Here is a 23046-nt window from a genome sequence, read left to right as displayed (position 1 = left end):
ATAAGCAAGAAGGATGTACGTGTTAGATATAAGATGTTAAGATCAAAACTTACAGACACTGAGATTGAAGACGGAAGTGTTGATATTGCAAATAATCTACTGCAGTTACCAATTTGGAAATATTCATTTTATCATATTTTTTTACCCATTCAAAAACAGAAAGAAATCAATACAGAGTTTATTTTACATATTCTACAGGGTAAGGATAAAAATATTGTGGTGTCAAGAAGTGATTTTGAAGAAAATAAAATGACACATTTTTTGCTAACCGATAATACAACACTTGTGCTTAATAAATGGGGAATTCCTGAGCCTACACAAGGTGTTCCAATAGCAGACGAAAGTATTGAAGTGGTCTTTATTCCCTTATTAGCATTTGATAAAAAAGGAAATCGTGTCGGTTATGGAAAAGGGTTCTATGATACTTTTTTAGCTAAATGTAAACCGGATACCATAAAGATAGGGTTATCTTTTTTTGAACCTGAACAAGAAATAACAGAGATGATACCTAGAGATGTTGGATTAGATTATTGTGCTACGCCATCAAAAGTGTATACGTTTAAGAAACTGTGAAAGTGTCTAACATCTAATGATTTATTCTGTTATGCTGCTGCTTTCTTTGGAAAGGCTCTTTTATTAAAAATAAGTAATAAAAATACACCAATACTAATAGCAGAGTCAGCGATATTAAATACAGGATCAAAGAAAGAAAAATGTTCTCCACCCCAGAAAGGAATCCAATCTGGTAAGATATCATCATAAAATCGAAATTGAATCATATCCACTACCTTACCATAGAATATACTTTCATAACCGCCACCCTCTGGCATAAATTGGGCAACTTGTGTAAATGTACTTTCATTAAAAATAATACCATATAGCATAGAGTCTATAATATTGCCAAAAGCTCCTGCAAAAATGAGGGCAATACAAAAAGTAAGTATCCAGGCGCTATTTTTTCTAACTGAGTCATACAGCCAATATCCGATACCAGAAATAGCTATTAATCTAAATAAGGTAAGTATTAATTTACCATAGCTACCGGGAAGCTCAAACCCCCACGCCATTCCTTTATTTTCTACAAATATGATACGAAACCAGCTAAATACTGACACCTCTTGGTGTAAGCTAAAATGAGTTTTAATATAAATTTTAGAAATCTGATCTATTAACAGTACTAAGATTATAACTAAAATAGATTTCTTTAAAGACATACAGTTTATTTACAATATTCTATCATTTCTAATTATGACGGACAAAAATAGTATTTTATTGGTGAGAAACTTACGTTGAAAATACTTTTTTTACTGTTTTAAAGATAAGTTGATTAAAATTAACAGGATTCAATAACGGATTGAGAACATAAAAGTCCTACTGATAGTGTATAAAATCAGGTGTTTTTATCTTTGACCTTAGGATACACTGATTTTTTAATGTTGTAAAAATAAATAATTATCAGCGTTTCCTTTTAACTGAATACGTATTCTAAAACTCTTTTATTTTATAAACGTGTATGGCACCACTATTAGATTTTAAATCAATCTCATATATTCCGGATATTTTTTCTGAGGTAACATTTCCAGATTTAGAATAAGCAGAAACAGTAGCATTTTTTGTAAATAGGGTAATAGCTCCTTTGGTACTATTAATAGTAGCATTGCCGATAAAAGAATTAAGCATACAATTCCCAGATGTTAATGCAATTAAAAGATTTTTAAACCTGGCTTGTATATTGACATTAGCAATGCTGGATTGGACATGTACAGTAATATGTGCGGGTATTTCTATTTTCATTTTGGATGCAATAACTTTATGAGCATCCAGCTTATCATTGTAGTTTGTAGAAAACGGTTGTAGATCATCTACAATGTGTATAGAATTGTTATCTCTATGAGCCTTTATTAATATCCTATTTTGATGTTCTCCTTCAGCAACAGAGTTTATGATAATTCTGTTTTCTGAGGTATTTGTAATGTCTAACTCGAAGGTATGATCAAGAATGATAAAAGCATCTTTGATGCCTGTTGCATCCATACTTTTATCTACTGTGACCTGAGCACATATTAGAAAAGAATGTAGCGATAATAGTATTGCTAGAAAAAATTGTTTCATTAGAACATATTATGATAGATTTATACAAATTTGTGTATTTCATCGAATTTATTTGCATTTAATCTTTATTATTTATATATTAGTATTGTTGTTAAAAGACATTGATGTATTTAAAAAGTTTTGTTCTGACTATTATGACGATAATAAGATAAGCATTAATTTTTAATGGATCAGGGATTAAATTAAGTGTGTGGACATTAGTTAAAAGACCCAAATCTGCCAACTGAAGAGAGTACTCAATTTGCCCAACCAGAAAGGAATTGCCCCAAAAAAAGAAAATCGTTTCATTTTAATGAAACGATTTTCTTTTGTTTAACTACCTAATTAAAATGAATTTTAAGATAAAAAACTCAATTATAAAAATAGTAAACACACAGGTAGGTACGTATGTGCTTAATTTTATGTTTTCTTAATAGGACTGTTTTTAGATACTTTATTAAAATCAAGTGATCATTTTACTACCTTGATTCAGACAAATAAGAGTATATATACTGATTTTACATTAATTTGTGTATTTCATCGAATTTATTTGCATTTAATCTTTTTTATTTATATATTAGTATTGTTGTTAAAAAACACTGATGCTTTTAAAAAGTTTTGTTCTGACTATTATGACGATAATAAGATAGCCATTCATTTTTAATAGATCAGGGATTAAATTAAGTGTGTGGACATTAGTTAAAAGACCCAAATCTGCCAACTGAAGAGAGTATTTAATTTATCCATATAGAAACAAATTACCCCAAAAAAGAAAAATCGTTTCATTTAAAAATGAAACGATTTTTCTTTTGTTTAGATAGAATTAGCTAGCTCTGCATATTCTTAGCTTCAATACTAAGCGTTGCATGCGGAACTAACTTCAATCGTTCTGGATTAATAAGTTTACCAGTTACGCGACATACACCGTATGTTTTATTCTCAATACGTAACATGGCATTCTTTAAATCTCGTACAAATTTTTCCTGTCTAATCGCAAGTTGTGTATTTGCTTCTTTAGACATGGTTTCACTTCCTTCTTCGAATGCTTTAAATGTGGGAGAGGTATCATCAGTACCATTGTTTCCATCATTTTTATAAGCACTTTGTAGCAATTCTAAATCTTTATTAGCTTTCTCGATCTTCTCAAGGATGATTACCTTGAATTTTGCTAAATCAGCATCGCTATACCTTACTTTTATATCTTCTGCCATACTTTCTTATTGTTTATTTATTATCAACTGTGTTGCAATGTCGTCAAACGCAATTTCCGTTCCATTTATTATATTTTTTGCAAAATCGATGGTTTCGGTTAAAGTTTCATTTTTAATATAAACTTCATTAGTTGCCACTGCCTCTTGTATAATTTCATTTTCCTCAATTATAATTCCGATGCGGTCTGTCACCTCTAATCCACTATCTTTACGAATATTTTGAATTCTATTTACAAGCTCTCTTGCGATACCTTCTTTTTTGAGCTCAGGAGTCATTGTTATATCCAGGGCTACAGTCAGGGAACCAGAATTAGCAACTAACCAACCTTCAATATCTTGAGAGCTGATCTCTACATCATCAGTACCTAAAGTAATAATTTTATCATTAATTTCTATATCAAAACTACCAGTTTGTTCAAGAATTTTAATAACATTTTGGTCAAAAGATTGTATCTTATTGGCTATCAGTTTCATGTCCTTTCCAAAACGTGGACCTAAATTTTTAAAATTAGGCTTAATTTGTTTAACCAGTATACCAGATGCGTCATCAATAAGCTCTATTTCCTTCACGTTTACCTCAGATTTGATTAAAGCAGCAATATCATTAATTTCAGTTTTTTCAGTATCGTTCAATACTGGTATCATAATTCGCTGTAATGGTTGCCTGACTTTTATTTTCTCTTTTTGACGTAATGAAAGTACTAATGAACATATAATTTGTGCTTTCTGCATTTTATGCTCTAATGCCTTATCCACAAAAGAGGAATCATATTCTGGAAACAGTGCTAAATGAACACTTTCTGATGATTTTTTTGCAGAATTAGATACTAAATCTTTATAAAGACGATCCATAAAAAAGGGTGCTACAGGAGCTCCTAATTTTGCAATCGTTAACATACAAGTATATAATGTCTGATATGCTGATATTTTATCTTTTTGATAATCTCCTTTCCAGAATCTTCTTCTACTTAGACGAACAAACCAATTACTTAAATTTTCCTGTACAAAATCAGAAATAGCCCGAGTCGCCTTAGTAGGTTCATACTCATTGTAATATTCATCCACACTTTTAATCAGTGTATGTAATTCGCTAAGAATCCATCTATCTATTTCTGGACGTTCTGCTAGCGGAATATTGTCTTCTGCATATGTGAAACTATCAATATTTGCATACAGCGTAAAAAATGAATAGGTGTTATACAATGTTCCAAAAAACTTACGGCGCACTTCTGCAATCCCTTCGATGTCAAATTTTAGATTGTCCCATGGATTAGCATTGCTGATCATGTACCATCTGGTAGCATCAGGACCATAGGCTTTTAATGTATCAAACGGATCTGCTGCGTTGCCCAAACGTTTAGACATTTTCTGTCCATTCTTATCGAGTACAAGTCCGTTAGAAACTACATTTTTGTAGGCAACATCATCAAAAATCATAGTAGCAATCGCGTGTAAGGTATAGAACCAACCTCGAGTTTGATCTACTCCTTCTGCTATAAAATCAGCTTTTTTCTCTCCTGATTCAACTTTTTCTTTATTCTCGAATGGATAATGCCATTGCGCATATGGCATAGATCCAGAGTCAAACCAGACATCAATCAGGTCGCTCTCTCTTTTCATTGGTTTTCCTGATGGGGAAACTAAGGTTATTGTATCTACCACATTTTTATGGAGATCAATTAGATCATAGTTCTCTTCACTCATATCACCTACGATAAAATCAGCAAAAATATCAGCTTCCAGAATTCCGGCAGCTACTGCTTTTTCCATTTCACCTTTGAGCTCTTTTACAGAACCGATCATGATTTCTTCTTTACCATCTTCAGTACGCCAGATAGGCAATGGAATTCCCCAAAAACGAGAACGCGATAGGTTCCAATCATTAGCATTAGCAAGCCAATTTCCAAAACGCCCTTCACCCGTAGATTTTGGTTTCCAATTAATTCCCAGATTAAGTTCGTGCATACGATCCTTAAAATCAGTTACCTTTATAAACCAAGAGTCTAATGGATAATAGAGTACTGGTTTATCGGTACGCCAACAATGAGGATAGCTATGGACATATTTTTCAACCTTGAAGGCTTTATTTTCTGTCTTTAATTTAATAGCAATTTCTACATCTATTGATTTCTCAGGAGCACTACCATCAGTATAGTATTCATTTTTAACATATTTACCAGCAAATTCACCTACGTGTTTGGTGAATTTACCTTGCAGATCAACCAGAGGAACCAGATTATCATCTTCATCTTTAACGAGCATTGGTGGTACTTCGGGTTTTGCCTGTTTAGCAACCATAGCATCATCTGCACCAAAAGTAGGAGCTGTGTGCACAATACCGGTACCATCTTCTGTAGTTACAAAATCGCCAGCAATTACTCTGAATGCATTTTCTGGATGGTCATTAGGCTGAACATAGTCAATTAATTGCTCATATCGTATTTCTAAGAGATCGGAACCCTTACATGTTGCTAAAATAATAAAGGGTATCTTTTTATCCCCTTGTTTGTAATCATTTATAGCATCTTCATGTGTTACTTCGACAAACTTTCCTGTAAATTGCTTTCCTACTAAGTTTTTAGCAAGAATTACATGAGTGGGTTCAAAAGTATATTGATTAAAAGTCTTCACTAAAACATACTCAATTTTTGGCCCTACAGTCAATGCTGTATTAGAGGGTAACGTCCACGGGGTAGTCGTCCAGGCAAGAAAATAAGCGTCTCCAGACTTTTCTGAAATAGAAATTTTAAAGGCTTTCTCTACAGAGTTTCTGGTTTCATCTTTAGTCGTAAGAGGGCTTTTAAACTGAGCCACTACAGTTGTATCCGTAACATCCTGATACGCGCCAGGCTGATTTACTTCGTGTGAACTTAATCCAGTTCCTGCCTTAGGAGAATAGGGCTGTATGGTATATCCTTTGTATAATAACCCTTTGTCGTAAATTTGTTTTAATAACCACCATACCGTTTCCATGTATTTTGGCTTGTAGGTGACGTATGGATCTTCCATGTCGACCCAATATCCTATTTTCTGAGTTAGATCGTTCCAGATATCTGTATAACGCATGACCGCCTTTTTACAGGCTTCATTATACTCTTCTACAGAAATTTTTGTACCGATATCCTCTTTAGTAATTCCTAATTCTTTTTCTACTCCTAATTCTACAGGGAGTCCATGAGTATCCCATCCGGCTTTTCTTTTTACCTGAAATCCTTTTTGAGTTTTATACCGACAAAAAATATCCTTAATAGCTCGCGCCATTACATGGTGAATTCCAGGAAGTCCATTAGCAGATGGAGGTCCTTCAAAAAATACAAAAGGTGTTGCACCTTCTCTTTCTGTGATACTCTTTTCAAAAATATCCTGCTGTTGCCAGAAATCAAGTATGTCATCTGCTACTTTTGGCAGGTCAAGTCCTTTATATTCAGGAAACTTAGTGCTCATGGGATCGTTCTTTCTATTAAGTCTGCGAAAATAAGGATTTTCTGGAAAAATGCCGAGGGTTTATCGAGAATACATATAATTAGATGCACCTTAGTATTAGGAAATCTTTTGGGTCTCGTATTTCTTAAATAATAATGCTTGTTTTGTAGTAAGTATAAAATTAAAAAGTGACCTTATTAAATGTTTAAATTTGTAAGAAATCAAACTAATTTATGAAAAATAGAAATAGTGGGTCTGTTTTGATAAGTACCTTGGGTAGAAAAGAATATGAAATATAAAAATTTGATATGATAAAAGAAACATTGAATTTGGCACTCATTCAATCTCATATCGCATGGGAGAATCCTGTTCAAAACCGAGCGGTTTTTGAAGAAAACACAAATGCGATTTTCCCTGAAGTAGATGTAATTATTTTACCAGAAATGTTTACCACAGGGTTTACTATGAATGCGGTAAAAGTTTGTGAAAGTATGGACGGAGAAACGATAGAATGGATGAAAAAGATGGCGGTAAAAAAAAATTGTGCAGTATGTGGTAGTATAGTGATTAGAGAAGAAAACAAATTTTATAACCGGTTTATATTTGTTGAAGAACATGGCAGATTATATTATTATGATAAACATCAACTTTTTACCTTAGCCAGAGAAGAAGAAACGTATACGGCAGGACAGGATCGTGTAATAATTGAGTATAAAGGGTGGAAAATCAAACCACAGGTGTGCTATGATCTTAGATTTCCGGTGTGGGCAAGAAATACTGAAGCCTACGATATATTATTATATGTAGCAAGCTGGCCAAAAAAGAGAATACAGGCCTGGGATACATTATTAAAAGCAAGAGCTATTGAAAATATGAGCTATTGTATTGGTGTTAATCGTGTAGGTTTAGATGGTAATGGATATGAGTACAATGGACATTCTGGAGTGTATGATGTTTTGGGAAATACTATTTTAGAAGAAAACTCATTAGAGAAAGAAAGCATTTTGTATGCGGTTTTAAATCATTCACATATTCAAAAAATCCGAAAAAGATTAGGCTTTCTCAATGATGCAGATCGCTTTGATTTTTTATAAAGCTATTCTAAAGTGAAGGTCTGTTTAAGTTCCCAATTAGAGCGTACTTCAATAAGTTCGGGGAAATATATGATTTTTTCCGGCTGCAGTACTTGTAAAAAATTACCAGTGTCCCATATGCCGTTTTTATTAGCATCTAAAATGACTCTGATATTGTATTTAGCAGGCTCTAAATTGTCAAAAACAATTACTTCTGCATTTTGTACATTTTTTTTTGTCACTAGTTCCCCTTTTTCAGAAGTAAGTTCTACTAATACTGGGTATTCTTTAACATTTTCCAGAGTAAGGAAAATAGTGCCATAATCTGCTAACTTTTTAGTTCTAAAGTTAAAATTAATAGTATCATTTACATTGCCGATGAAATCTTTGATAGCTTCTGGTAGTAATTGAACTTTGTAAGTATTGCTCTCTGTTCTTTCAAAGGTAAAAGTAACTTCATTTTCTAAGGTATCTAATTGAATAGAAAAAGGAACTGCAAGGGTATCTTTATCCGTAAACTCTATTAATTTTTCATTTATAGAATCCAGAGGCGTATTGGCAGAAAGAATAAAATTTTTATTAAAAGCCAGATTGCCACTTATATTACTTTTCACAAGTAAAGAGTCTTTATATTGATCCTTTAATCGTGTAATTACGGTATCTCTGGATTTTTTTGCTGAGGTAATTTCAAAAATTAAAGTATCTGCTTCAAAAGGAGGTTTGAACCAATAGTGCAATGTATCTTTTTCTTTATCCTTTAGTATTCTAGTTGTGTAATTTTCTGGAACCACACTATCGGGAACAGTACTTAATAAATGGATATTTACAGAGTCAGCTACACCTTCATATCCAAAAATTAGTTCATTTTTAGAAACCTGCTTTGGTTTTGCTGGTATAAAATCAAGTAATTCCTTAAAAAGATTCACTTTAAATGCCTTTGCAGTATCAGCTGGTAAGGTTACAATTTCTTCATAAAACCCAATTTTATCCTGTTTTGCATCATATTTGTAATTAAGTGATGCATCTTTTATAGCAATTAATTTATAGGTGCCTTCTTTTATATTATCAATATTAAAATTAATGCTATCTAATGTACTAGTAATATATCTGGGAACTTCTTTGTAAACAATAGAATCAGAATATTCTTCGTTGACTTCATATAATGCAACGGTTATGAAGTCCTCAGTCTCTTTTTCTAAAGCATCACTAACGGTTCCTTGTATGCTAAGTGAGTCCAAAAAGTTTCCGGTTGAAAAAACGTATCTAAAGTATGGAGTTGGATTACCTTCGTTGTTATCTACAATGCTTTCACCAAAATTGATACTATAAGTAGTATTTTCAAGTAAAGTATCTAGAAACTCTATTTTTACATATTTACTGGTACCACCTAATGGTGTAATTATGGGTTTAGGATCCATAGGAGGTGATACGATAATTTGTTTTTGGGCATCATTTAACTTTATAAACTCATCAAAATAGATTCGTATTTCTTTTGCATTAAAATTAGTAGAAAAATTAGGAGGCATTGCTTTAATGAATACAGGTGGAATTTCATCTTTTTCTCCACCCGTTATACTACCTTTTTTAGCGCAACTCAGGATGAGCATAAAAGAGAAAATAGTAAGTAATATAGTATTGGATCGTTTATACATATGATGCGTAACAATTTTTAAAAACACAAAGAAACGACTATTTACAATAAACAAAAAATCTATATAGTCATCGCCATAGAAGCAATACTTATTTTAATACCAGATATGGATTTTAATTCATGTATGCAGGCTTCTAAGGTAGCTCCCGTTGTCACAATATCATCCACTATCAAAATATGCTTGTCTACTAATAAGGACTCGTTTTCTGTTCCAAATGTTTCAGAAGTATTTATCCATCGCGTAAATCTACCATGTTTTGATTGTTTTTTATTGTAGGAATTTTTTTTCAAAACAAAATCAATGTATTCAGCTTCAATTTTTTTAGCAATTTCCTGCCCGAATTTTTCTACTTGATTAAAGCCTCTTTCGCGTAATCTAATCCGATGTAATGGTACTGGGATAACAATATCAATAGACTGGTAAGCAGGTATTTGACTAAGTTCTTCGCCTAGCCAGTTACCTAATTCAAACCCTATTTCTTCCTGTCCTCTATACTTGAGATTATGTATTAGATTTTGGACTAAACCCTCCTTCTCAAACACGAATAAAGAGGTGATATTTTCAATTTTGGCACGTCCGTAAAATACTTTTTCGATCTTTTTGGCGTTTACCTTATGAAAATTACCCAGAGGAAGCTTGTGTCGGCATCGTGTACAAAGCATCCTTTCGTTTTTATAGAGAGGTTTGTCACAAGCGGCACAATATATTGGGTAAAATAAATAAATTAAGTCTTTTAACATTTAAAATGAATTAACAATAATCATTATATTTAACTAAATTTACTGTTTTAAAAATAACCATCAAAAATTAGAAATTTATTATGACAACTCAAAAAAATAACTTAACCCTCAAAATTTTAATAGGGGTTCTCGGAGCGTTATTATTAATTCTCGGGATTTACACGTATAAAATTTTTAACGAAGAAAAACGTGAAAAAGCACAATTGCAACAAGAAAAAGATCTTATTGAAAGTGAATTAGGAGAGTTAATTACAAAGTATGATAACGCAATTGCTTTAAATGAGGTAATGGATGATCATCTACTTAAGGAAAAACAAAGAGTAGTTGTATTGTTAGATAGTCTAAAGGATTTTGATGCAAATGTATCTTTAATTATCAGGTATAGAAAAGAGGTTGGTAAATTGAAAAAAGAGCGTGAGCGATTGTTCAGACTGGCAGACAGTTTAACAACACAGAATGCACAACTGACTACGGATTTAGATAGTACCTCTACTGCTTTAAGTGAGCGAATTGTATTCTCGGATTCTCTGGCTACTCAAAATGAGAAATTGGCTGGAATCGTAGAAAGAGGTTCTGCATTAACTGCATCTAATATTAGAGCAGAAGGTGTACGTGTGAAAAGTAGTGGTAAAATAACAACAACTGCAAGATCCAGTAGAGCAGAAAAAGTAAGAGTTTGCTTTACTTTATCTCCTAATAAATTAACAGAAAAAGGAGACAAAGAATTATTTGTTCAGGTAATCAACCCACAAAATAACCTGATAGGAGACAAAATTTCAGTAAATTTTGATGATGCCGTACTTACTTATAGTGGTCGTAATAAAGTATTCTACGAAAATGATGCATTAGATGTTTGTGTATTAGTTGATGCAGCACAAGCAGAATTAGTAGAAGGGAATTATATCGTGAACCTGTTTTCAGGACCAAAAATGATTGCCAATACGCAGTTTGAATTAAAGTAAATTCTCATTCATATAATAGTGAAACCACCATAGAGACTAATCTTTATGGTGGTTTTTTTGTATCTAATCATTTCTTTACATTATTTCTTTATCATTTTGAAGTAATACTTTTTCAATTCTTGTAAATTCATTTATTTTTGCGCCATGGCAAATCAAGAAGATAAATTTAAAAAAGTGATAGCTCATGCTAAGGAGTATGGGTATATATTTGGTTCTAGTGAGATCTATGATGGGTTAAGTGCGGTATATGATTATGGACAAAACGGGGCAGAACTCAAGAAAAATATACGTGATTATTGGTGGAAGAGTATGGTGTACATGCACCAAAATATCGTTGGGCTGGATGCCGCAATATTAATGCATCCTACAACTTGGAAAGCTTCTGGTCATGTGGATGCTTTTAATGATCCGCTGATAGATAATAAAGATTCTAAAAAAAGATACAGAGCTGATGTTCTTATAGAAGATTATGCAGAAAAACAGTATCAAAAGGCTCAAAAAGAAATTGTAAAAGCAAAAAAACGTTTTGGCGAAGCTTTTAATGAAGAAGAATTTATAGCTACAAACTCCAGAGTGGTTAAGTACCTGGATACACAACAATCCGTATTGAAACGTTTAGCATCGTATCTTGAAGATGAAGATCTGGATTCTGTAAAGGTGCTGATAGAAGAATTAGGAATTGCAGATCCGGATACAGGGTCTAAAAACTGGACAGAAGTACGTCAGTTTAATCTTATGTTTGGCACAAAATTGGGTGCTTCTGCTGATACTGCAATGGATTTATACTTGAGACCAGAGACGGCACAAGGTATTTTCGTGAATTTTTTGAATGTTCAGAAAACAGGACGTATGAAAATTCCTTTTGGGATTGCGCAAACCGGAAAAGCATTTAGAAATGAAATTGTAGCGCGTCAGTTTATCTTCAGAATGCGAGAATTTGAACAAATGGAAATGCAATTTTTTGTGCGTCCGGGAGAAGAAATGAAGTGGTATGAGTATTGGAAAGAAACACGTCTCAACTGGCATTTATCGCTAGGTCTTGGAGCAGAAAATTATCGTTTTCACGATCACGATAAATTGGCACATTATGCAAATGCTGCCGCTGATATAGAATTCAATTTTCCATTCGGTTTTAAAGAGTTAGAAGGGATTCATTCCAGAACCGATTTTGATTTAAAAGCTCACGAAGAACACTCTGGTAAAAAATTACAGTTTTTTGACCCGGAGTTAAAAGAGAATTACGTACCCTATGTTGTAGAAACATCTGTTGGATTAGATAGAATGTTCTTATCTATATTTTCTACAGCACTACAGAATGAAGAATTAGCTGATGGTTCCAGTAGGGTAGTATTAAAGTTACCTGCGGTGGTTGCACCTGTAAAAGCAGCGATCTTACCATTAGTGAAAAAGGATGGATTGCCAGAGGTTGCACAGAAAATTGTAGAAGAGTTAAAATGGAAATTTAATGTTATTTATGATGAAAAGGATGCCATAGGACGACGGTATAGAAGACAGGATGCTAATGGTACCCCGTTTTGTATTACAGTAGATCATGATACATTAAATGATGAGTCAGTAACGATAAGAGATAGAGATACAATGGAGCAAAAGCGTGTACCTATTGCAGCACTTAAATCTATGATCTCAGAAAAAGTAGATGCAGAATATTGGTTAAAATAAAAAAACGACATATTGATACTATAAAAGCACTGGTAAGTTTTTACCGGTGCTTTTTATTTTAAATCCATTGAGTTATCGTTTTAAAATTTTTCCTACTTGCGCATTGGATCCATTAGTAAGTGCTACGATGTAGATACCAGTAGCAGCATAAGACATATCTAACTGATAAGTATAGCCCCCATCTTTATTTTGTAAAGTTTGATGTAATACTTTTTGACCCATAGCATTGTACACCTGTAAATCTAACATTTCAGTGATTTCTGTAGTTAAAAAACTAATATCATATTGATTATTACCTTTATCAATAATAAGTAATTCTGAAGATTCTTCAAAATCTTCACCTACTACAGCGAGAACCGGGTTGCCATCGCAAAGCTGAAGAGTCCAATCTAGCAGTTGCCCTCCATCCTGATTAAAGCCATCTTCAATAAATAGAGTCCAGTCTCCTAAAGAAGATGAGCCATCTAAGTTTCCTAAATTTTCTTCTGGAGTAAATGACCCTGTAAAAGGAGCACTGCCATCTGTAATGGATTCAGTTGCTTCATCGTCAAAAATTGTGTTTGTATAGTTATCAGAAGCTCCTCCATTTTCAGAAGATAATTGTACTTCTGTAATGCCATCTGGTGCGATCAGTGTTATGGTAAGGTCTTCAGTATACGTGTGTTCTATATTTATACCAACATTAACATCGGTTAGTACAAAATCATTTTCAATAGTAATAATAGAAGTAGCAGAATCACCTGCACCTGTGCCTATGCTTTGAGGAGTATTGTTTGTAAAGGATTGACAAGCTTGATTTTCTACTGCAATCGTGGCGCTATCATTATCGGGAACTGCATCGCTGGCAAGTAGGGTTGTAGCAGTAATTTCATAAAATTCTGGAACTGACAGATCTGCTGGTGTGCTAAAGGTATATGAACTGGAGCTAATAGGGTCTATGGTTCCAGAAAAGGTTTCTATAACAGGAGTGCCTCCATCAATACGATAAGAAATATCAAAACCTGATTGTGGTTCTCCTCCATAATTTTGTATAGTAACGGTAACTAATTCTGTACCCAGATCTTCGCCCGTAGCAGGCGAGGTAATGGTTGTGATGCCGAGATTATTAGAATAAAGGTTGGTTACTTCAATTGTTGTTTCATCATTAAAACTAGTTTGATCATTGACGAGGTCAGTAGCAGAGGTAATGATATAGGTTTGTCCTTCTATAGAAAGATCAGCAGATTGTGCAAATGTAAAGTCTGCGGTTGTATTAGAAGCTATTGTGCCTGTGAATGTTTCTGTAATCAGAGTACCTTCATCTATTTGATAAGTTACATCAAAATTGGTAGCTGGATCTGTTCCGTAATTAAAAATAGATACGGTGATATCCTGAGTAGCACTAAAAACTTCAGAATCCGGAAGGTTAATACTAATGATACCTACATCATTCTGTTTGTCTGGTGCTATCTGAAAAACTCCTACTACATTAGCTCGATCTGTATTCATATATTCATTGATGTGCCAAAAGGTTCTATCATTAACCGGGTCAATATCCATTTTGCCATAATCACCATATCTTCCACTATTATCACTACTGTCGCTCACAGGAATATTTCCTGTTCCTGCTGCTATCAATGTCTCAGAGATACTCATAGTTCCTAGAGGGTCACTGCTAAACCTTCCGCTATAATAGGAGCTGACAAATGTATCTGTAGTGCCTCCCATACCAGAATAACCCAAAGCAATATTACCAGCATCATCCATCATCATACTTCCATTCCATGCATGTTTTCCATTTGTAGAGGTATAAGTTCCTTCCTGATAGATAGACCAGGGCTGCCCATCACCAGCTTGTCTTAATTCATACCAGCGTATGCCTGCGAGGTCTTCTGTACTTCCATCTGTATCCACAGCAAAACTAAAAACAGCACTATTATAGGTGTCAAATTTTCTGAATTGTGCTTGATTCATAACAGTTGCTTGTAATGCATCTAGTAAGGCTCCTCCGTTAGGTTGTTGTAAATTGGCAAAACTTCCTCCATTAAAAACACTTACAAAAGGTGTGGTAACTAATTCTACAGGTTGAGAAATAGTAGCATTAGCAGGTGTTTCAAAATCAACATTGACGGTCCATATTTTTAGGTGATCTTCTGTGATTCCTGTAAACGCATCATCTTGCATATATACGATAGGAGCATTGCCAGTTGCAGGTAAAACAGCATTACTTACATTAAATGCTTGTGGGCTGTAAAACCCTCCACCTGTTTCTATACCGGGTAAAGAGAATGCTATGATCTGAGCTGTTTCTTCGCCTGCTAACATAGCATTACGGTCCAGTGCAAAAATGACATCTTCTGTATCCGCATTTGCACTATTTACATTCGCTGTCATATAATAGGCATCTGACCATACTGATAGTTTCTGGTAATCAGAAATATCATCGTATCGATAGACAGACCAAGTATCGTTAAGAGGGTCAGGTCCCTGAGATACAGCAATTTCTACAGCACCACTAAAAAATAAATAAGAAATTACCCATCTGTTTGCAGCATTATCATAAGATACAGTGAGATCACAACAACCACCGGAAGAAAAAATATTCTCTACAGCTAGTTGATCTGTTAAGGGTGTTCCGCTTTTATCAAAAATTCTATATCCAGTATTAAATACAGCAATCACATGATCCAACCCAATTGCAATAGATGGATCTGTAGGAGCTGAAGATGTAATAGCGCTATCAAACACTAATTCAGGTGTTTTTCCCTTTATTTTTTGTTGTAATTTATTTTTCTTCTTTGTTAACGGATCATCTCCTGTAGACCCTTTACCTATAATAGGGTTTACCTTAGACGATCTACCATCTTTTACTTCTTTCTTATAATCAGAAGCTGGAATTAATTTAGATTTTGAAGACATTGCAGGAACGATTCGCATAGAGGAAGATGTCCAAGATCTCTTTGATTTTACTGGTTTTTTAGTTTGAGCATAGCTATCTACTCCTATCATTAGAGAAAGAGCCAACATCAATAATAATGAGCGTATGTATAAGTATATCATTTTTGATGGTTTAATTCGATAAAGTAAAGCCTTTAGTGCTATAAGTTAAGTTAATATTCTGAGAAAAAGAGTATAATATTGTAAGAAATGAAGGTTCCTTACGTACTTATTATAATAGATTATACATTTTTCAGTTATTATATTTTGAAGTTTAATTGTATTTTTACAGAAATTCAGAATATCAGTTAATTAAATTTTATCTCATGGTATTGAAAAGGATACTTTTCCTTTGTTGTTTGTTGTATTCAGTTATTGTCTTTTCTCAAAAGAAAGAGACGATGCATTCTACTATGCAAACAACTTCTATAGAAATGAGAGAAGTTGCTCCACTGATAGGTAAAAATTTGCTGTTAGAAGAACCTCGTTCTGGAGAGATTAACCCCAGAAGAGTAAATGTGAATAAGGTTGTGCCAGGAAAAGGTTTTCCTAAAGGGCAGGATGAATTGTTACAGAATCAGAAAAGAGTGAATAGTTTTAGAAGTGCTGCTGCTCCTTCCTTAATTTTTGAAGCAAACTCCAATTTTATTGCTCCAACAGATCCCACAGGTGCTATAGGACCTAATCATTATATGAGTGCAAGAAATTTTGCCTTCACCATTCATGATCGTAGCGGAAATGTACTCATAGAATCAACTTCTTTACGGAATATTTTCCCGGGGGAAGACTTAGGAGATCCTATTGTATTTTACGATAATTTTGCAGATCGTTTCGTAATCACCCAGTTTAGTGATACTCCAAATGGTTTTCTGGTAGCAGTTTGTAAAGGACCAGATCCTGTAAATGATGGTTGGTATACTTATCGTTTCAATACCAGTAGTTTTCCTGATTACCCTAAGTTTTCTGTATGGTCAGATGGATATTACGTGACGGCTAATAAAAATCAGGGTTCACAACAGACCCAAGAGGTAGTTTATGTATTGGAAAGAGAACAAATGATAGCAGGATTTGAAACTGCACAAATGGTCGGTTTTCCATTGTCAGGAGCAAGAATAGGAGGGTTTTACAGCCCTGCTTCTTTTAATGCTATAGGTAAAACACTTCCTCCGGAAGGGGATGCTCGAATTATTTATTTCCAGGATGATGGATGGGAAGGTGTTGATCAGGACATCTTAAAACTATGGAGTATTGATGTCAATTGGACCGATCCTGAAAGTTCAACAATTACTGAATCAGAAGAACTTAATGTAACTTCTTTTGATGCTGTTTTTGAAAATGGAGACGGACCTTTTGGTTTTGGTAGTCTTCCTCAGCCAGGATCTGATGGTCAGCGTATAGATGCATTAGCAGGGGCAATTAATTATGCGTCTAATTATAGACGATTTTGTGATTATAATTCTGTAGTTTTAAATTTCCCAATAGATATTGATAATGTTTCTGAATTTGCAAGAGTTTCTGCTATTCGCTGGTATGAATTAAGACAAAATGGTGATGGACAGGATTGGTACGTCTATCAGGAAGGAACCTATGCGTCACCAGATGGAAAAAGTGCGTGGTGTGCGAGTATGGCAATGGATGTTTTTGGTAATATAGGTATGGGCTATAGTACAATAGGTACAGTAGCGGATCTAGCCAGTGAAGACAGTTTTGTTTCTATAAGATATACCGGGAGACTTGCAGGCGATCCACTGGGAACAATGACTTTTGCAGAAGAAACTATAGCCATAGGAACTGCAGTTAATGAAACAAATGATTATAGATATGGAGATTATTCTCAAATAACTGTAGATCCTAGTGACGATCAAACGTTTTGGCACATTGGGGAATATTTTGAAAATTCGGGAAATAATGCCAGAAATATTGTCGGAGTATTTAAGTTAGCTGAAAACATATTAAGTGATGTAGGAGTTGTAAGTATTGACGCTCCTGATGATGATGCCTTTACTACTTCAGAAGCTGTAACTATCACATTAAAGAATTTTGGTTCTACTGCTCAAAGTAATATTCCTGTTAGTTATTCTATTAATGGAGATACACCTGTAAACGAGATTTTTACAGGATCAATTAGTTCAGGAGAAACTGCTTCTTTCACTTTTAGCACCACAGCAGACTTAAGTATTGGTGAAAGTGCCTTTATAAGTGCAGAGACAAATCTGGGAACAGATACTATGCCGGATAATGATTGCTCGACAACAGAAGTATTTAATCTACTACCTAATGATGTAGGTGTGGTCAGTTTGTCTTCGCCAGTTACGGGGGGAGGTCTCACAGCAGAAGAAAGTATCACTATTGTGATCAAAAATTTTGGGGGATCTGCTCAAAGTAACATTCCAGTATTTTACTCACTAAACGATGGCGCTGTTATCGAAGAAGTATTTGCAGGTACTATAGAAGGAGGAGAAACAGCAGAATATACTTTTACAGTAACAACAGATATGTCAGAGTTCGGGAGTTACTTGTTTGTTTTAGGGACTGAGCTTACAGGAGATCAGAATGTAACTAATGATAGTATTAATCGTACAGTACAGCATCAATTATGTGCACCTACTTCTAATTGCAGTCAATATAGAGATGGAGTTACTTCTTTTACATTATCAAATATTTCTAAAACTGAAATTCCTTGTACAGATGGGTATGAAGATTTTACTAGTGATATTATAAGACTGGATAAATCAATAGGTACGTATATATTGACGGTGCAAACTGGTTTTGCCGGGGATGATAAAGAACAACTTTCCTTATGGATTGATTTTAATGATGATGGTCTTTTTGATGATTCTGAATTATTGATCAGTAATGAGGTGATAGAAGAACCTGATACGGATCAGAGTTTTGTAATCATATTAGATGATACTGCTGTAGTAGGGACACATTTATTAAGAGTCAGAGCAGGAGATACACAGTCTAATAGTGGAGCAAAACTTAATGAAGCTTGTGGGTCTATGGAATATGGAACAACACATGATTATCTTGTAGATATAGGAGAAAATACAAATAATGATTCGAACCTTATTGTCATTAGTCAACCTAATGATCAATTTCTGATAGCGATGAGTGACTCTAATGCTGATGAGGAACTACGACTTAGTATTTATACCCTTACTGGAAAAACAATACTGACTGATACCGTACGAAAAGATGCTGGTAGCAGATTTGAATATTCACTAGATATGTCTTTTGTTTCTCCCGGTATTTATTTTGTTAGACTAGGAAGTAGTCAGACAGGAAAATCGGCTAAATTTTACGTGTATTAATTTATAGAATTTTCAACAGGTACCTATAATACTAATTCTGCAAAACCTCATTCATTTCTTATCTTGATTTCTCGTATTGAAACGGGTCTGCCATCAGGACATCTGTTCGCCATTTTTAAACTGCTGTATTGTACCCAAACTTTTTCTGGTACATCATTACTTTTAAAAAAATCATTTAAATTGATGGGATCAAGTCTATACGTGTATTTTTCTACAGTAAGAATATAAGGACAACGCTTGGAGCCATTCTTTTTTAGAATACCTTTTGAAAATCCTTTTTCCAACATATTTTCAGGAGATATATGTTGGGAAATAGCTGAATCCTTTCTATCGTTTGTCTTATCAGTATTTTTAGAGGAGATACAACCACAAAAGAAGATGGTTATCATTATCAAACCGTAAATTTTCAATGTCTTTTTCATTTATTTTATAAATTTAAGATTCAGCTGTCAATGCTATAGTAACATGAGTTCTTCTTTTAATTCCAGAATAAAATATATTAGGGCACCTTGTCTATATTTTATAAAGGTACAAATAATGTTTGTAGAGGTCTAGAAATATGCTCTAAGTTGAATTGTTCCAGTATGGATAGTTTTGGTAGTTTCACTTTTTCGACCTAAATAAGATATATTGAGATCTAGATATTTTGTAAGTTTTTTTTGTGCGAGTAATGACCAGGTATAATTATCTCCTGGTTGTAATCCATTGAGCAATTGATATCCGACCGGTGAAAAAGCATTTCCTGTAAAATCATTGATAAAATAATTAAATTCTCCTACTATAGATGCCTGTTGCTTATTAGCATAAGAAAAAGAAATACCCAATTTCTGTTGTGATAAGGCTTCTTCTCCGGTTATATTATCCTGATCATTCAATAGATAAAAAACACTAAATTGCGTCTGCGGTGATAAAAGATAAGAGAGTTTTGGCTCTATCTTATACCCTTCTAAGAGATAATTTCTATTAGTGAAGTTTTCTGAAATACTTTCTGTTTCTATCCATTCATTTTTTAAATCTAACAACCAGATTTTTGCTATTTTATGTGAAAAAGTGAATTGATGATTATTTAAAATATTTTCTTGTAATCCTGTAACCAGTAAATTTGTATTACTGGATGAAAGATAGGAATAGGAGGTCGTGTATCTTTGTTTTCCACGATTAAAAAATAAAGTGTTTCTAAAACTGAGTGTTAGTGCCAATTCATTATCATTTTTATTAAATGGATTAATATCAAAAGAATTGTCTTCACGCAGGTTTTTGCGATCTACAATATAAGACGCTTGGTTATAAAAATGAGACAAGAGTTTTTTAGTTGAATTCTTTGATCCAGACCATGATAATGGATTTAGGGTGATCATTTGGCTTAGTCTGTTTTGATGTGTTTTAATAAAAATTTGATTCGGCAACAAAACTCTTAGATAGGTTGCCTGATCTGTGAATTGAGCTATCTCGAATTCTTCGAGTTCCTGAGTGCCATTATCGTTATAATCAATCCATGTATAGGTTCCTTGTCCCGGATCTACCTGAACATAGGTAAATTCCTGTTGAGGTAATGTGCCACTATTAGTTTCAAAAACAGTATTCCAATTAATAATACTATTAAAAAAACGTTGATTATATAACATTCTGGAATTAAAAGATTGTTCATCTTCACGGCTTTGATCCTTATTATTTAATGTCCTGTAATTGGCAAACACAGATAACTGAGTATTGGTTGTATTCAGAATATTAGACTTTAAAAAATAAGTGTTAGAAGTACTTACTTTATCCAACAAATTGTTTTGGACACTATCATTTATTCTGTGCCTATATCCTACTTCTGCATGGATTTTAGTACTATCACCTATTCCTGTATATAGTTCATAAGATGCAAATCGTTGTGTATTCTGTGTGAGTGTCTGATCCACTCGGTTTATTTCCATGTTATCTTCAACCCCTATTTTAGTTCCTATCCAATGTTTAGGAAAACTATACGTGAGATGACCATAGGCTCTAAAAAATCTGGAATCTATATCAGAGTTCTTACTGTTTAGAATACTGGAGTTTAGTGCAACGCCTAGATTGTTTAGCTGCAGTTGACTAGATAATACGTGTCGGTTTCCGTTATAGTTTTCAGAGAAGTTAAGATGTTGAAAAGAATATCGGGTAGCCCCTTTTTCAGGGTGTAGCATTTCTATGCCAGTTGTAATAAATTGTTGATCTCCGGCAGGAGTATTTAAATTCCAATCTCTGTTAAATTCAATATTATATACTCTCTCAATACTTTGGAATTGATCTTGCAGGTAGTCTCCATCTATAAATGCATTCATTGTCCAGCTACTGTCTCTAGAAAAAATACGTTGTTTGAGCTGAAGTCTTCCTGCGAATCCATCATTGTCATTATCATCCAAATTAGAGAACAGGTTAAGATCATTTTTACTTCCAGCCAGTTCGAATCCTATAGTAGTTTTTTCATTAGGGATATAGGAACCATTAACTACAGCAGTTTGTAGTTTTGTGGGAGCTTCCAGCTGGACGATCGGTGCATAATTACCTTGCGATATGCCATCGATCGGTGTTATATATTCAAAAATTCTGCTAATTGCATTGGTCTCTCCAAGAATATAATCTCCTTGATTATTGCCCACTAGAGAAAAACGAACATTGAATAACTCATCCAGAGGGTCAGTAGAATATACAAACGCTTCTCTACCCTCAATAATATCCTGACGATAAAGGATTTTATTTTCGCTAAAAACATCAGGTACTGCAGAAGGTGCTATCATTTGTGTCCGATCATCCCCGGCATTAGATAATGTCTCTTTTTGTGTATCACTGAGGTTTTGCTGTAATGATTGATTTTTCGCATCATTTTCTGAATATACAAAAGCTCCGATTTTTAATTTTTCGCTCTCATGAGTACTTCCTCCATAGGCAATAATTCTTGAGTAATTGCGATCTGTAGTTTGGTACTCAATGGATATCCTCATATCTGAGGTTATAGGGTATGTAGGGTTAAAACGAACTTCACCAGCATTATAATCGATGATATAATCGTTATTTTCACCACGTTCTAATAACAATCCATTTACATACACGCGTTCGCTCCCGGATATGATGAGTATAAATAGCTCTCCATTAGGCCCGGTTAATTTATAAGGTCCCTGATTACCTTCCTGTCCGGTAAATTGACTTCTGGTAAATACTCCTCTTACTAATGCTCCAGATCCAAAGAGGGTGGTTTGCGCGTCAGGATGATGTATCGTTCCGTTAATTGATATTCCCTGAACATTTTTAGTAAACTTATTAAAATAACTGGTGCTGTTTTGTAATTGTACATCACCCGCTCTGATATTCCAGTTTTTAGAATATAACTCTATAAAAACCTGATCAAATTCATCCAGATTCTGAGAATAGCCGCTTTGCTGAATTGGAACATTTGCATCTTGTATAGAGGCACGAAGAGATATGTTTTCACTTATTTTTCCGGAGATTTGTAGATCCAGTTCAGAATTTAGTACAGTATTTTGATTCGTACCTACTGTTACACCTCTAGAGATGCTTCCACTGGTAGTGAGCCCATCAAAAGGCGTGAATTCTTTTTGACTGATTGGTTTTGACAAGCTATAGAGCTTTTGCAAATTCCCCTCTTGTTGCACAATAATCGAAGGATCAAATTCAAAATAGGTTTTAGTTAAAAAATCCGGATATCTGTAATACTGTAATGTAATAGAATCATTCTCTAGTTGTATCTGAGGTGAAATAGATACAGATGCGTTTTGAAAATTAACTTTATATAAGGTGCTGTCTATAGGAACACCCAGTTTTGAAAGTATTTTAAAGTTTAATGAATTGATACTTACAGAGTCAATACGAATTGTATCTGTTACTCGTACTTTTTTACTTCTGAAATTACCAGAAGTATCTTGTCCCAGTACAATACTGGTACTTAAAAAAAGTATACAACCTAAAACCGTAACAATCCGCATCATGTACAAAACTAAA

The 23046-nt window shown here is 33.9% G+C and carries 14 protein-coding genes; 5 read left to right on the top strand and 9 right to left on the bottom strand.

Annotated features, from left to right (window positions below; translation table 11 throughout):
- Complete coding sequence (locus ABD816_RS08745; RefSeq protein WP_344926553.1) at nt 1-573, top strand: 5-formyltetrahydrofolate cyclo-ligase; 573 nt, start codon at nt 1-3, stop codon at nt 571-573.
- A 29-nt stretch (nt 574-602) separates the two neighbouring features.
- Here ABD816_RS08745 and ABD816_RS08740 read toward each other — a convergent pair whose 3' ends face one another.
- From ABD816_RS08740 to ileS, 4 genes are all read right to left on the bottom strand, one after another.
- Complete coding sequence (locus tag ABD816_RS08740; protein WP_344926512.1) at nt 603-1214, bottom strand: lipoprotein signal peptidase; 612 nt, start codon at nt 1212-1214, stop codon at nt 603-605.
- Nucleotides 1215-1485: 271 nt separating this feature from the next.
- Nucleotides 1486-2112, bottom strand: coding sequence for a Rossmann-fold NAD(P)-binding domain-containing protein (locus tag ABD816_RS08735; RefSeq protein WP_344926511.1), 627 nt, complete (start codon nt 2110-2112; stop codon nt 1486-1488).
- 806 nt (nt 2113-2918) lie between these two features.
- Nucleotides 2919-3302 carry a TraR/DksA family transcriptional regulator gene (locus ABD816_RS08730; protein WP_344926509.1) on the bottom strand — a complete coding sequence of 128 codons (384 nt, stop codon included), beginning with the start codon at nt 3300-3302 and terminating at the stop codon, nt 2919-2921.
- Nucleotides 3303-3308: 6 nt separating this feature from the next.
- Nucleotides 3309-6746 (bottom strand): isoleucine--tRNA ligase, encoded by a 3438-nt coding sequence (gene ileS / locus ABD816_RS08725; RefSeq protein WP_344926507.1) that lies wholly within the window; start codon nt 6744-6746, stop codon nt 3309-3311.
- A gap of 287 nt (nt 6747-7033) precedes the next feature.
- Between ileS and ABD816_RS08720 the strand changes: the two genes are divergently transcribed.
- Nucleotides 7034-7819, top strand: coding sequence for an amidohydrolase (locus ABD816_RS08720; RefSeq protein WP_344926505.1), 786 nt, complete (start codon nt 7034-7036; stop codon nt 7817-7819).
- A 2-nt stretch (nt 7820-7821) separates the two neighbouring features.
- On the opposite strand, the gene ABD816_RS08715 is transcribed toward ABD816_RS08720, so the two are convergent.
- Both ABD816_RS08715 and ABD816_RS08710 read right to left on the bottom strand, forming a co-directional pair.
- Nucleotides 7822-9450, bottom strand: coding sequence for an Ig-like domain-containing protein (locus ABD816_RS08715; protein ID WP_344926503.1), 1629 nt, complete (start codon nt 9448-9450; stop codon nt 7822-7824).
- Nucleotides 9451-9509: 59 nt separating this feature from the next.
- On the bottom strand, nt 9510-10112 hold the full coding sequence (locus tag ABD816_RS08710; RefSeq protein ID WP_344926501.1) for a ComF family protein: 603 nt from the start codon (nt 10110-10112) through the stop codon (nt 9510-9512).
- A gap of 158 nt (nt 10113-10270) precedes the next feature.
- On the opposite strand from ABD816_RS08710, the gene ABD816_RS08705 reads away from it, so the two are divergent.
- Together ABD816_RS08705 and ABD816_RS08700 are read left to right on the top strand one after the other, a co-directional pair.
- Entirely contained in the window at nt 10271-11152 is an 882-nt protein-coding gene (locus ABD816_RS08705) for a hypothetical protein (RefSeq protein ID WP_344926498.1), read from the top strand.
- A 144-nt stretch (nt 11153-11296) separates the two neighbouring features.
- Nucleotides 11297-12832: a glycine--tRNA ligase gene (locus tag ABD816_RS08700; protein WP_344926496.1), complete on the top strand. Its 1536-nt coding sequence runs from the start codon at nt 11297-11299 to the stop codon at nt 12830-12832.
- A gap of 72 nt (nt 12833-12904) precedes the next feature.
- Here the strand turns inward: ABD816_RS08700 and ABD816_RS08695 are convergent, their stop codons facing one another.
- Nucleotides 12905-15871, bottom strand: a complete 2967-nt coding sequence (locus ABD816_RS08695) for a proprotein convertase P-domain-containing protein (RefSeq protein WP_344926495.1) — start codon at nt 15869-15871, stop codon at nt 12905-12907.
- A 278-nt stretch (nt 15872-16149) separates the two neighbouring features.
- On the opposite strand from ABD816_RS08695, the gene ABD816_RS08690 reads away from it, so the two are divergent.
- Nucleotides 16150-19062 carry a GEVED domain-containing protein gene (locus tag ABD816_RS08690; RefSeq protein ID WP_344926494.1) on the top strand — a complete coding sequence of 971 codons (2913 nt, stop codon included), beginning with the start codon at nt 16150-16152 and terminating at the stop codon, nt 19060-19062.
- A 47-nt stretch (nt 19063-19109) separates the two neighbouring features.
- Here ABD816_RS08690 and ABD816_RS08685 read toward each other — a convergent pair whose 3' ends face one another.
- Both ABD816_RS08685 and ABD816_RS08680 read right to left on the bottom strand, forming a co-directional pair.
- Nucleotides 19110-19484 (bottom strand): hypothetical protein, encoded by a 375-nt coding sequence (locus ABD816_RS08685; RefSeq protein WP_344926493.1) that lies wholly within the window; start codon nt 19482-19484, stop codon nt 19110-19112.
- 129 nt (nt 19485-19613) lie between these two features.
- Nucleotides 19614-23033 carry a hypothetical protein gene (locus ABD816_RS08680; RefSeq protein WP_344926491.1) on the bottom strand — a complete coding sequence of 1140 codons (3420 nt, stop codon included), beginning with the start codon at nt 23031-23033 and terminating at the stop codon, nt 19614-19616.
- Between the last annotated feature and the right edge of the window lie 13 nt (nt 23034-23046).

The organism is Aquimarina addita (genome assembly GCF_039539305.1).
Classification (GTDB): Bacteria; Bacteroidota; Bacteroidia; order Flavobacteriales; family Flavobacteriaceae; genus Aquimarina; species Aquimarina addita.
This window is presented reverse-complemented; position numbering and strand designations above follow the sequence as displayed.

Excerpts from the sequence above, each read along its gene's own strand:
- ABD816_RS08740 (WP_344926512.1), bottom strand. The coding sequence starts at position 1,214 with ATGTCTTTAAAGAAATCTATTTTAGTTATAATCTTAGTACTGTTAATA.
- ABD816_RS08735 (WP_344926511.1), bottom strand. The coding sequence starts at position 2,112 with ATGAAACAATTTTTTCTAGCAATACTATTATCGCTACATTCTTTTCTA.
- ABD816_RS08730 (WP_344926509.1), bottom strand. The coding sequence starts at position 3,302 with ATGGCAGAAGATATAAAAGTAAGGTATAGCGATGCTGATTTAGCAAAA.
- ileS (WP_344926507.1), bottom strand. The coding sequence starts at position 6,746 with ATGAGCACTAAGTTTCCTGAATATAAAGGACTTGACCTGCCAAAAGTA.
- ABD816_RS08720 (WP_344926505.1), top strand. The coding sequence starts at position 7,034 with ATGATAAAAGAAACATTGAATTTGGCACTCATTCAATCTCATATCGCA.
- ABD816_RS08715 (WP_344926503.1), bottom strand. The coding sequence starts at position 9,450 with ATGTATAAACGATCCAATACTATATTACTTACTATTTTCTCTTTTATG.
- ABD816_RS08710 (WP_344926501.1), bottom strand. The coding sequence starts at position 10,112 with ATGCTTTGTACACGATGCCGACACAAGCTTCCTCTGGGTAATTTTCAT.
- ABD816_RS08705 (WP_344926498.1), top strand. The coding sequence starts at position 10,271 with ATGACAACTCAAAAAAATAACTTAACCCTCAAAATTTTAATAGGGGTT.
- ABD816_RS08700 (WP_344926496.1), top strand. The coding sequence starts at position 11,297 with ATGGCAAATCAAGAAGATAAATTTAAAAAAGTGATAGCTCATGCTAAG.
- ABD816_RS08695 (WP_344926495.1), bottom strand. The coding sequence starts at position 15,871 with ATGATATACTTATACATACGCTCATTATTATTGATGTTGGCTCTTTCT.
- ABD816_RS08690 (WP_344926494.1), top strand. The coding sequence starts at position 16,150 with ATGCATTCTACTATGCAAACAACTTCTATAGAAATGAGAGAAGTTGCT.
- ABD816_RS08685 (WP_344926493.1), bottom strand. The coding sequence starts at position 19,484 with ATGAAAAAGACATTGAAAATTTACGGTTTGATAATGATAACCATCTTC.
- ABD816_RS08680 (WP_344926491.1), bottom strand. The coding sequence starts at position 23,033 with ATGATGCGGATTGTTACGGTTTTAGGTTGTATACTTTTTTTAAGTACC.